This window comes from Mastigocoleus sp. MO_188.B34, from assembly GCF_030065675.1.
In the GTDB taxonomy this organism is placed as follows: domain Bacteria; phylum Cyanobacteriota; class Cyanobacteriia; order Cyanobacteriales; family Nostocaceae; genus Mastigocoleus.
Map to the genome: position 1 here is coordinate 26,756 of NZ_JASJDK010000048.1, position 12,833 is coordinate 39,588.

Below are 12,833 nucleotides of genomic sequence, written 5' to 3' on the forward strand. Positions count from 1 at the left end.
ATTACCAATTACCCATCACCAATTACCCATACAAAAAGTTAAGTTAAAAATCACAAATATCAAAAAGGTATCTTTTTTGGGTACGATAAAAATTCTGGGCTTCCTCATTCCACAGTTATGCTTAATCCGAATTTGGATGATATCCAACTTACGAAAGACGATTACGAACGTTATTCCCGTCATTTAATTTTGCCGGAAGTCGGCTTAGATGGGCAAAAACGCTTAAAAGCAGCTAGTGTTTTATGTGTCGGTACTGGTGGACTAGGTTCGCCATTACTGTTATATCTTGCAGCTGCTGGTATCGGACGCATCGGTATTGTAGATTTCGATGTAGTTGATAGTTCTAACCTACAACGTCAAGTAATTCACGGAACTTCTTGGGTCGGTAAACCTAAGATTGAATCCGCTAAAAGTCGTATTCTAGAAATTAATCCTTTCTGTCAGGTTGATTTATACGAAACTCGCCTCAGTTCGGAAAATGCCCTTTCTATACTTGAATCTTATGATGTAGTTGTAGATGGGACTGATAATTTCCCGACACGATATTTGGTTAATGATGCTTGTGTACTGTTAAACAAACCTAATGTTTACGGTTCTATTTTCCGTTTTGAAGGACAAGCAACGGTCTTTAATTACGAAGGTGGACCAAATTACCGCGATCTTTATCCCGAACCACCACCACCAGGAATGGTTCCTTCTTGTGCGGAAGGTGGGGTTTTAGGGGTATTATGCTGCATGATTGGCGGTATCCAAGCAACGGAAACTATCAAAGTTATTATCGGACAAGGTAATACACTCAGTGGTAGATTATTGCTCTATAATGCCTTGGAAATGAAATTCCGGGAATTAAAGCTTCGTCCAAACCCAGAACGTCCTGTAATTGAAAAACTGATAGACTACGAACAGTTTTGTGGTATTCCCCAAGCAAAAGCCGAGGAGGCGAAAAGGCAAATGGATATCCAAGAAATGTCTGTCAAAGACTTGAAAGAGTTACTAGATAGCGGGAAACAAGATTTTGTTCTGCTAGATGTTCGCAACCCCCATGAGTATGAAATTGCTCAAATTCCTGGCTCTGTACTCGTTCCCCTTCCAGATATAGAAAATGGTGCGGGTGTTGACAAGGTTAAGGAAATACTTAATGGTCATCGTCTAATTGCTCATTGTAAGATGGGCGGACGTTCGGCTAAAGCTTTGGGTATTCTCAAAGAAAATGGAATTGAGGGTATTAATGTTAAGGGTGGTATTACTGCTTGGAGTCGAGAAATCGATCCATCTGTTCCAGAATATTAATTGGAAAGTTGGGTGAAACAATTAATACCATTATTTGTGTTTTAATTTTTTGTCTTTAGGGACGCACATTGGTGCGTCCTTAATCGTTTCATAAATCCATAATTTATAGCAGTACCGTAATAATACCAATTTCATATAATATTGCTACACTTCCGTTATGGAAAAAACAAATCATGAGTAATGAGTAATAAGTAATAAGTAATAAGTAATGAGTAAGGGATTAATTCTTCTGACTTCTGTAGAGACGTAGCATGCTACGTCTCTACAACTCCTGACTCCTGAATTCTGACTTCTGACTTGCGCTTAGCGCTATATATACGAACTTTAGTAATTGAATATGCAAACAGATATTTCTAATATTTCTAAACATCTTCAAAAAAACAATATTAAATTTGTCCGGGTTCTCTTCTGTGACAACGCCAACATCATCCGTTCTAAAGCTTTTCATGTTGACGTATTAACAGAACATTTTGATAAAGGAGTCAGCATTACAGTTGCACAACAAGCATTTCCTGTAATGTATGATGTGGTGGTTCCGGAAACAGGTATTGCTCCGGTTGGTGAAGCTTGGATTGTTCCTGATTGGTCTACCCTCAATGTTTTACCCTACGCTCCTACCCATGCTAGGGTCATTGGAAATATATTCAAGGATGGAGATCCCTGGTCTTTGTGTCCCCGTGGATTTCTCAAAAATGCGATCGCTAAAGCTCAAGATTTTGGTTTGCAGGTCAAAGCGGCTTTTGAAAACGAATTTTATTTGTTGAAATCTAATTCTGATGGGATAGTACCCACCGATGACACAGTTTTTGCTTCTACTTTGGGGATGGATATTAACTGTGCTGTAATTAATGATATTACTGATGCTTTGGCTGCTCAATCAATTCAAGTTGAACGGTATCATCCTGAATCAGGTCCAGGTCAACATGAAATTTCGATTCGTTATAGTGATGCTTTACAAACTGCTGACAGACAAATTGCTTTTCGGGAAACGGTGCGAGGAGTAGCGCTCAAACATGGACTTACGGCTTCTTTTATGCCAAAAGTTTTTGAGAATAAAGCTGGTAATGGTTGTCATTTGCATTTGAGTTTGTGGAAGGGTGAGGAAAATATTATTTCTGACCCAGATGGGATTGATGGAATTTCTAAAACTGCTCGCAGTTTCATGGCTGGAATTCTTGAGCATTTACCTGCTTTAATGACGCTGACAACACCTAGCGTTAATTCTTATCGTCGGATTTCTCCCCATTCCTGGAGTGGTGCGTTTCGTTGTTGGGGATTTGATAATCGGGAAGCTGCGATCAGGGTACCTACTAGTTTTGCTTCACCTTCTTCTAGTAATTTTTCTCCCAGTCATTTTGAACTAAAAACCGTTGATGGTGCTGCTAATCCCTATCTAGCTTTGGGAAGTGTAATTTCAGCAGGTTTGGATGGAATTAAGCGCGGTCTAAAACTTGGAAAACAGGTGAGCGTTGACCCTGGACATCTCTCCGAAACAGAACGAGAAAAATTGGGAATAGATTCTTTACCAATTTCTTTGGGAAATGCCAATGTTAATCTGATTAATAATAATATGCTAAAAAATGCTTTGGGGCCGGATCTATTTCAAGCACTTATTGCTGTGCGTCAGGCTGAGTGGGAAGGAATGAAGAATATGAGAATAGAAGAGGAAGTGAAGATACTACTGTCAAGATATTGATTCAAAATTTCTGGTTTTTGATTGTACTGGGTAGCTTTCTCACCTGAGAGATCTAAGCCAATACAGTTCAGTTAAGACTTTTTTTAATGTAGAGACGCGACAGAGCCTGCGGCGTCGGCGTTAGCCTCTGTCGCGTCTCTACGAAGAAATTTAGGCTTATCTAAAGCTTCTAACCTCCCCCGAGAGATCTAACCCCCTCCTAACCTCCCCCGAGGGAGGAATTTGAACTATGGAACTTTGGGATATTCCTGCGATCGACCAACATGCTCATAATTTGTTAAAGCCAGAAGCGATCGCAAGTCGTCCTTATGCTGCTGCTTTTACTGAAGCTCATCATCCCGATATTATTGATAATCATGTCTGTCATACTTTGTTTTATCGTCGCAGTTTGCGGGATATGGCAGACTTATTAAAATGCAAACCTCAAGAGTCAGAAATTATCGCCTCAAGAAATAATTTAGGGTTAGAAGAGTTAACAAAAGTTTGTTTTAATGCTGCTAATTTAGATGCTATTTTGTTGGATGATGGTTTTCTTCCTCAAGAAATTTTACCTTGGCAATGGCATCAACAATTTGTGTCTGTCAGACGATTATTAAGGATAGAAGATGTTGCTCAAAATTTGATCTCGCAAGTGAATAGTTTTGAGGAATTTCGGGAAAGGTTTAGAGCAGAAATTGACCCCCCACCGCCTGAAGTAGTAGGTTTTAAAAGTATTGCTGCTTATCGTACGGGTTTAGAAATTAAGCCTGTGGAATTAGCAATGGTTAAAGATAAATTTAATCAAATCAAACAAACTACGGGAGAACAGGACTTACCCACGGACAACACAATTACAGTCATTGCGACGCAAGGAAGCAATCTCAAATCATTAGAAACTGGTAACGAGTGCGTAAGTCCTAGAGAACAAGTACCCCGTTTAAGTGATAAATCTTTAATTGACTTTTTAATTATCCAAACTTTAGAAGTCGCAGCAAAACATAAAATACCAATCCAATTTCACACGGGATTTGGCGATCCAGATTTAGATTTACGCCAAGCAAATCCTTTGCACTTAAGATTTTTATTAGAAGATAATCGCTTTCGTGATGTTCCGATTGTTTTGTTGCATACTTCCTATCCTTACACCCGTGAAGCTGGTTATTTAGCATCGGTTTATCCCAATGTTTATATCGGTTTAGGTTTGGCTATACCTTCCTTAAGTATGGCGGGAATGAGAAATATTATCAGTCAACTAATGGAGTTAGCACCTGTTAGTAAATTGATGTATTCTTCCGATGCTCATTTGATTCCCGATTTATATTATTTAGGTGCAAAATGGGGGCGGAAAGTTTTGGGTGAAGTGTTGGATGATGCTGTTAAAGATGCGGATTTAACTGTTAAGGAAGCTGAGGAAATGGCTGTGGCTGTTTTGCGGGGAAATAGCGATCGGGTTTATGGGTTGAATGTGTAATCTATGAATAGCGATATTTAAATCGGATTTGAAATACAAATTGATTTACAAAAAAATTTTATTTACTACTACTTATTAAAAGCATCACACATATACTTGTTTTCTTGTTGATCATCAATAGGATTGATTTTGTAGTACTCGCGCATAAAATCACATGCTTCTTCAAGTAAATAATCAAAATCCAATTTCCATAGCCTAACAGTGTTGTCAAGACTTGCAGAAGCAAGGAGCTTACCATCTGGACTAAAGCTGACACCATAAACCCAGTATGTATGTCCTGTAAGGCTGTTTATTTCTTTGTGGGTAGTGGTGTCCCACAATCTCACAGTGTTGTCACTACCTACAGAAGCAAGGAACTTACCATCTGGACTAAAGCTGACGCCAACAACGGATTTTGTATGACCTTTGAGGGTTGCGATTTCTTTTTGGGTGGTAGTATCCCAAAATTTCACTATATTGTCACGACTCCCAGAAGCAAGAAGCTTACCATCGGGACTGAAGCTGACACCCCAAACCTGATTTGTATGACCTTTGAGGGTTGCGATTTCTTTGTAGGTAGTGGTGTCCCAAAGTTTCACCGTGTTGTCTGAACTAGCAGAAGCAAGGAGCCTGCTATTAGGACTGAAGCTGACGCCCCGAACCTGATTTGTATGACCTTTGAGGGTTGCGATTTCTTTGTAGGTAGTGGTGTCCCAAAGTTTCACCGTGTTGTCTGAACTAGCAGAAGCAAGGAGCTTACTATCAGGACTGAAGCTGACGCCCCAAACCTGATTTGTATGACCTTTGAGGGTTTTGATTCTTTTGTGGGTGGTGGTGTCCCAAAGTTTCACCGTGTTGTCTGAACTAGCAGAAGCAAGGAGCCTGCTATTAGGACTAAAGCTGACGCCCCAAATCTGATTTGTATGACCTTTGAAAGTTTTAATTTCTTGGCGGGTTGCTGTATCCCACAGTTTTACCATTTTGTTAGCATCTCCAGTTGCAAGGAGCTTGCTATCAGGACTGAAGCTGACACTATGAACGTGGTTTGTATACCCGATGAGAGTTTTGATGTTTTTGTGAGTGGTGGTGTCCCAAAGTTTCACTGTTTTGTCGAAACTGGCAGAAGCAAGAAGCTTGCTATCAGGGCTGAAGCTGACCCTATAAACTTCGTTTTTATGACCTTTGAGGGTTTTGATTTCTTTGTAGGTGGTGGTATCCCATAGTTTCACTGTTTTGTCAGTACTTGCAGAAGCAAGAAGCTTTTCATTAGGGCTAAAGCTGATATTGTAAACCCAATTTGTATGACCTTTGAGGGTTTTGATTTCTTTGTGGGTAGTGGTATCCCACAACTTTACTGTTTTATCAGCACTTGCAGAAGCAAGAAGCTTTCCATCAGCACTGAAGCTCACACTATAAACTGCATTTTTATGACCTTTGAGGGTTTTGATTTCTTTGTGAGTGGTGGTGTCCCAAAGTTTCACCGTTTTGTCACCACTCGCAGAAGCAAGGAACTTGCCATCAGGGCTAAAGCTGACAGCAATCACCGAACCTTTATGCCCTTTAAGGTATGTAATTTCTTTATGGGTAATAGTATCCCAAAGTTTTACGGTATGGTCACGACTTGTGGAAGCAAGTAGCCTCCCATCAAAACTGAAGCTAACCCCATAAACTTCATTTGTATGACCTTTGAGGGTTTTGATTTCTTTGTGGGTAGTGGTATCCCACAGTCTTACCGTTTTATCACCACTCGCAGAAGCAAGAAGCTTCCCATCAGGGCTGAAAATGACACTATAAACTTCATTTGTGTGCCCTTTAAGGGTTTTGATTACTTTGCCAGTGGTTATATTCCACAATTTCACTGTATTGTCAGCACTTGCAGAAGCAAGGAGTTTTCTATCAGGGCTAAATGTGATACCCCAAACTGATTTTGCATGTCCTCCTAAGTTGTTGGGTACAGCAACATTGTGAACTGTATTTAATAATGCTATTTCTACCTGGGTGCGGGTATTCCCATCTATCCAGGGTTTATCTTGCATTTTTGTCGCAGCCTTTAAGCTTGATTCAAGAGCTTTCCGTCCATCTGAGGGCAAAAAGCCATAAGAGCTTACAACTAAAGTCTTAATTTCACTGATTTCAGCATTCCGCCACGCTATAGTGGAATACAATGCCACCAATCCTATAGAAGCTGCAATAGTCGACAAGGCTATAAAAGAAGGAAGAGCAGGCTTTAATTTGTTCCATCGATCTCGCAAACTAAATGATAAATGTTCATTAATCCATCTACGGTCAAATACTTGTCCATAAATCCGATTACGCAACCGTAAAACATTATTCTCGCGTCGCACCACTCCCGACAGTTTCAGGTGCGATTTAATGATCGATTGTTCTTCGTCCAAAATAGTTTCCTTACCCAAGCGAATCTGCCGATAAAACGTCAATACCTCATCTTGATTTGGAGCACGTTTGGTGAGCATATCCCGCACAAACTGCAAGTTATTATCTTGCTCACTCATTATTCCAAAAAATGTACTACTGACCGCCTGCTTCACTTCTTTTCGCGACCAATCGTCTTTATGCTGTTTACCAATAATGCTGCACAGACGTTGGGTTAAATATGGATGTCCCCTAGTCCATTCCAAAACAAATCTAAGCAAATGCTGTGCTGACTCGGTTTTCTCTCCTAACCCTTTTGCTAAGGGTAGTGCTTCCTCAAAAGTAAAATCAGTTAAATCTACTCGCTGTCCAATATTAAAAGGTGTTCGCTTCGGATCGCGGATTAAATCCCCCGGTGTTGCGACTCCAATCAACACAAAGGAAAGTCTTTTAAATTCTGGATTTTGAGCGCGAGCTAAATATAAGTAACGAATTGCCGCAAAAAAATCATCCGTAAAATTTAGACTGAGAGTAGTATCAATTTCATCAACAAAAATAACTATAGGCGATCTCACCTCAACCAACAAAACTTTCCCAAAGAACCGAGTTAGTCGCTGAGTTAAACCAAGATGGGAGTATTGCTGCCACCATTCCACTACATCTGTATCTAACATCAAAGTATCTTCAATAGTACTGAGTAAACCCAGATACCATTGTTCGGCTGTTAAACCGACCCCCAACTGAGTTAAATCAATTACAACCGACTCAATCTTCTCCACCGCTAGTTGTTCTGCAGTCTGTACCATCAAACTGGATTTACCCATTTGGCGAGATGTAAGGACATAAGCAAAAATACTCTGTTGACATAAAGCCAATAATTCTTGATCAGCTTTGCGGGGAATGTAAATACCATCACCAGCCTGTACTGTCCCACCCAAAGTGTAAATGTTTGTTTTATTTCCTTCAGACATGAAGATTATCCTGGAAATAACCGGCGTAAAGTTGACAACGGGGCAATACTCTTCTCCCCGACTCCCGCACTAAACCTGCGCCTCTGAGTCGCCAGAAAACAAGTTTATCTTTGCAGCTGTTATGATTAATAACTTCTGACAGACCTTGAATTAATTCTGTTTTATTACGTAATAGCGATAAGAGATGACGTAGGTGATCGCCAAACAAACCATGCTCGGCACTAGCATTAGCAAACAATTCAGCAGGAGAAATTTGTCCACTCGCAACCGAGTATAAAGACTTCCGCACCAAATAAGGATGCCCAGCAAGCAACATCATTAATTGTTTCTCTTCATTGACGTTAAAGGGTGAATTATGGCGTTGGTTCAGGTCAGCTAGTTGTTCCGGGGTAAAATCTGCTAATTCCATCACTTCCCCCACATTAAAAGGAGACTGATTCAGATCGTCAATTAACTGATAAGGTTCCGTAGAAGTAACAAGTACTAAATCAAGATTTTTCCAGATCTGTTTAGTAGCACGACTGTTATGCCAGCTACGCAACATCCCGAAGAAATCGCTCCGAAAGTCGCTATCAAAGACTTTGTCTACCTCATCCATTGCTAAAACTAGTGGTTGACTCAACTCTTTCAAAATGTAGCGACCTATGTAGCGAGTACAACATCTGCTGTTACCTAATGCTGGATTCCAATACTCATCTACTTTATCGTCGATTTCCAGTACATCAGCCAGCCAAAAGCAAAATCGACGAAAGAAAATTTCAGGATCGTTCAAAGCTGCTTTGTTAAAAAGTTGAAAATCTAAAAAAGCAACTCGTTTGCCTGCCTTAACTGCTGCATCAATAATACGATTTAATAGCGAACTTTTACCTACTTGTCTTGGCCCCTTAATCGTAATTGTTACTCCCCGTCGTTGAATTATTCGTAGTGCGATCGCATCACTTGGACGTTCCACATAAAACACTGAAGAACTATCCATTGTACCTGACGGCATTTCTAATGGTGATGGCTGTGCTGATGGGAAAGGTCGGGGTAAAGGTGAAGGTTTGCTTTCCTGAATTAGTTCAATCTTCCTTGGCGGTTTATCGATGGTTAATTGATTACCAGCAACAGCTTGCTTTAATTCTTTAATTAAACGAGGTGTATCTGAAAGATCTTGCCAAAATGCCCAGTTAATGTTGTTTAAATAAGCACTTAAAGGATACTGAAATGGCTCGCGATAATTGAGCCGCACCGGTAAAATTGTGGGGCTTCCCTTCTGAACTTGTCCAAACTCATGTGCCATGCGAATTTCTGTCTCTATCATTTCACTGTGAACTGAATGCTCACTAAGCAAGACAATCAAAAAATCAGCTTGGCAAATTTGTATCTCAATCATTTCAGCCCAACGTGTACCAACCAGAATTTTTTGGTCGATAAAAACTTCATGGTAAGGTGACATTGTTTGGAAAATTTCTAAAGCCACCTGTTGATCTGGCTGTGCATATCTTTTATAACTAATAAATATACGTTTACTATCTCGAGTTTTGGATTTTTTGCTTTTCAACACTGGGGTTGAGCCTTCTGGAATACCCTTCAAATCAATTGATGTACAACCAAACTCAAACCCATCTTCAATACTTCTACCTGCTCCCAAAGCATCATAAAACCCTACTGCAAAATTAATTGCAGTTTTATCTCCTACAGCTTGGCTCATCCCGATAACATAATCGATATGTTGATGAATTGCTTCTGCTTGCACTTCTGAATAACAAGCATTAAGTACAACACATTCGATTGTGTCTTGAAATAACTTAAATAACCTTGCCAGAGATTGTACACTTACCAATTGCATTTGTCCGGAATTATTCTCTAGTACTAAACCTCCATCTCCTACACTATGTCCAGAAAAATGTACTATTTGTGGGTCATAATCCAACAAAGCACGGCGTAAATCCTCTATTCGCACCGCTAATTTAGGGATAATTTCAAATTCCTGTCGATGTTTAGCACGTTCTAAACCTGCTTCAATTTCCCGCACCTCTAGATCTAAGCTTAGCTTAGAAGTATCTGTGGGATTGGCTGATAAAAGCAGGATTTTTTTCACCATGCCGCCAAATCTAAAATTAAAAATGAAAGACTATATTGTTAATCAGTTACCTAATATTCTAAATTATTTTCATTTGATAATGCCATGAAATGCTGCAATTAACAGTATCAACATATGTTTATCTTATGCTTTAATGCTAAATATATAAAATTTACTTTGCGATAAATCAGATCGCGCTTCATTTATTCCGAAATTCCGAGATTAGCTCCAAACCACGCTTCCTCAACATCAGTGTTACTCAAATCAGCTTCTTGCAAATTTGATTCTGTCAAATTCGCACCTCTAAGATCCGCATTTCTGAAATCAATACGACTAAGGTTAGCATCTGTGAGTGCTCCTTACTGATTCCGATTTAATCATTGAAATCAGAAACCCAATAATTCATGGCTGATGTGAATTAAATTCAGCTTTCTAATATCAAGGGTTTCAAGAACCGGCTTAAATCACGCTTGTGATTATTCCTACGAATTTAGGTTATTTAAGCTTCTAATTCACATAAGGCGTAATTCTGTAATTCTTAATATATAATTTGCAATCAAACTTACGCAGTCGCTTTAAAAGCGGAGCATCATATAAACAACAAAAGTATTCTTACTTAATAAATATTCACATCATCTCAAAGTCCCCCTTCCCAAGGGGGATTTAGGGGGATCATGATTTTTGACCCATAAGCAATTGCTTGAGGTATGACATTGAGTATCATTAAAAATTACCAATTACCAATCCCCATATTAAAACCTCACATCATGTTTATAATCCCAACATTCCCCATCGCGCCACGTTCGATTAGTATGCTTACACTCAGATTCGCCATTAATCCACGGAATTGATGTGGGAAAAATTGAAAGAGGTTTTGAAAATAAAGATACTACAAAATATATAAAGCAAGACCCGGAAGAAATTAATAACATCAAAAATACAGTCGCAAATATAATTTTTCTCCGACTCCAAAAAGAAATACTCTGATCAGAATTTTGGAGTTTAAAGTACATACTCACCCCTATTAATCTATAAAATATTGAATCAATTATTTTGTGAAATAAATATTTTTAAGTAATCAAAGTATCTAAATACTTTAAAATTTCGTAAATTAAAATTATGCTGCGTAAGTAAAGACTTACGTAATTGTCACAATATACTGGTGGTGGGTGACACTAAAATTTTATTCATGCGTTTAGTTCACTTCAAGTATCACGCACCCTACAACAAAAGTTTACAGATTATGTAAGTAGTATATAGCAATCATTTTTGATGTTCACTAATTATTTAGGATTGCTACAAGTAATATTAACAATATTTTTATGTACTTAGTTAATTCTACTATTGTTCATTTCTGTTTGCCTATTCATACCTACTAACATAACCGATATCGAGAACTATAGAAATATTAATTCTAAAAATTCATAGTTACAAAAAATATTTCATAAGTATTTTAATATGATTTAAATTTATCTAGATTTAGCTCCAAGAATATACGGTAATATCAATCTTCTGAATAATTTTTGTTTTGTTACTACGTAACTAAAAATCCGATAAAAACTGAAATAAATAAAAAATAAAATCTTAATGGTAAAAGTATTGACGATTAAGATAAATTGGGGCATATAGCAAACACTACTTTTTTCAAATTCTTAATTGAATCTCTTCATCCAGAAATTAATAGCCATTAGAGGATGTTTGGAAAAAATCATGTGTGGTGAACTTTTGACTTTTGACTTTTGACTTTTGAAAAAAATATGAGTACCCCCTCATCAGACTCATCAAAACCTTTTATCTTGTGGTCGCAGGTTTGGGGTTTAGCTGCTTTTATAGGGGCTATATTCCTCACTTGGTTGATTTATAATTTTTATTTGACCCAGTTATTGACTTCATTTGGTTTTTCCACCCAATTAGTAACCGGATTAGTAATTTTAGAAAACGCTATAGCTGTGATACTCGAACCACTTGTAGGTGGATTTTCCGACCGGTTAACACAGCAAAAAGGAAACCGCTTTCCCTTTATTTGGAAAAGTGCGATCGTTTCTTCAATATTGTTCATGACAATTCCATTTATTCTGACTGTTTTTGACAGGTCAGAGATAACTAGTTGGTTACTACCGGTATTGTCTATCGCTTGGGTTGTTTCAATGATGCTATTTCGCGCTCCAGCGGTTGCATTATTGCGGCGTTATACTCCCCCAGAAGATTTACCAATCGCAGCGAGTATACTAACCCTAGTTGGAGGAACAGTTAATGCTTTTCGACCAGTCGCGGATCGGGTAGTATTGGAATTTTCTCCATTAGCAATTTTTGCCATTGGTTCTATTGCTCTATTCACTTCAGCAGCAGTATTACGTTTTTTCAACCAACCCAACTCTCCCATAGATAGTTCTGACGCCGATCCAAGGGGAATTATTCGGGAATTAGGTTTAATTTTGGGAACCGGTGCAGGAATTGGCTTGGGTGCACGACTATTAATGGATACTTTAGCCAAAGTATTGCAAGCCCAACTCAACATTAATATTAATTGGGAAATGGTTGGTATTGGCATCGTAATTGCTTTAGCTGCAGTTCCCGCAGGCATAATTGCTAGTAAAATAGGTAACAGTAAAGCGATGTTATATGGTATTGGGGCTAGCATCGTTCTGATGGTGTCCATAGTATTTACCAACGCCACGATCGCCACATTTATTTTACTAATTGCAGCTTTTAGCTTAATTATCAACGGTGGAATACCCTTCGCCCTATCAGTCGTTCCTCCCAAATGGTCAGGCTTAGGAGTAGGAATGTTTTTTGCGGGTATATCCTTATCCTTAGCAGTAACAAATATACTAGTTCCAGAACGATTGTTGAGGGAACCCGTCGCTGAAGCTATTGGCGGTGCGATCGCATTTTTGTTATCAGGATTATGTATTGCTGCGAGTCGCTAATCCCCAACTCCCATATGACGCTGTCGCGTCACGCTACGCTAACGCCAATCGCCAATCTGTTACATTTCACAACACAAAT

General features: G+C 38.8%; 6 protein-coding genes and 1 pseudogene. 4 read left to right on the forward strand and 3 right to left on the reverse strand.

Annotated features, from left to right (window positions below):
* Window positions 1-117 precede the first annotated feature (117 nt).
* From moeB to QNJ50_RS13780, 3 genes are all read left to right on the forward strand, one after another.
* Window positions 118-1,290, forward strand: a complete 1,173-nt coding sequence (gene moeB / locus QNJ50_RS13770; protein ID WP_300636071.1) for a molybdopterin-synthase adenylyltransferase MoeB — start codon at window positions 118-120, stop codon at window positions 1,288-1,290.
* 337 nt (window positions 1,291-1,627) lie between these two features.
* On the forward strand, window positions 1,628-2,986 hold the full coding sequence (locus QNJ50_RS13775) for a glutamine synthetase family protein (RefSeq protein WP_300636072.1): 1,359 nt from the start codon (window positions 1,628-1,630) through the stop codon (window positions 2,984-2,986).
* A 229-nt stretch (window positions 2,987-3,215) separates the two neighbouring features.
* Window positions 3,216-4,436 carry an amidohydrolase family protein gene (locus QNJ50_RS13780; RefSeq protein WP_300636073.1) on the forward strand — a complete coding sequence of 407 codons (1,221 nt, stop codon included), beginning with the start codon at window positions 3,216-3,218 and terminating at the stop codon, window positions 4,434-4,436.
* A 68-nt stretch (window positions 4,437-4,504) separates the two neighbouring features.
* Here QNJ50_RS13780 and QNJ50_RS13785 read toward each other — a convergent pair whose 3' ends face one another.
* The 3 genes and pseudogenes from QNJ50_RS13785 to QNJ50_RS13795 all read right to left on the reverse strand — a co-directional run.
* A complete protein-coding gene (locus QNJ50_RS13785; protein ID WP_300636074.1) occupies window positions 4,505-7,759 on the reverse strand; it encodes an AAA-like domain-containing protein in 3,255 nt (1,084 codons plus the stop codon).
* Entirely contained in the window at window positions 7,752-9,845 is a 2,094-nt protein-coding gene (locus QNJ50_RS13790; protein WP_300636075.1) for an AAA-like domain-containing protein, read from the reverse strand. The genes QNJ50_RS13785 and QNJ50_RS13790 overlap by 8 nt, the downstream gene beginning before the upstream one ends.
* Before the next feature lie 182 nt (window positions 9,846-10,027).
* A pseudogene (locus QNJ50_RS13795) lies at window positions 10,028-10,165 on the reverse strand (pentapeptide repeat-containing protein); the annotation flags it as partial.
* Window positions 10,166-11,581: 1,416 nt separating this feature from the next.
* Here QNJ50_RS13795 and QNJ50_RS13800 point away from each other — a divergent pair.
* Window positions 11,582-12,754: an MFS transporter gene (locus tag QNJ50_RS13800; protein WP_300636076.1), complete on the forward strand. Its 1,173-nt coding sequence runs from the start codon at window positions 11,582-11,584 to the stop codon at window positions 12,752-12,754.
* Window positions 12,755-12,833: the final 79 nt, after the last annotated feature.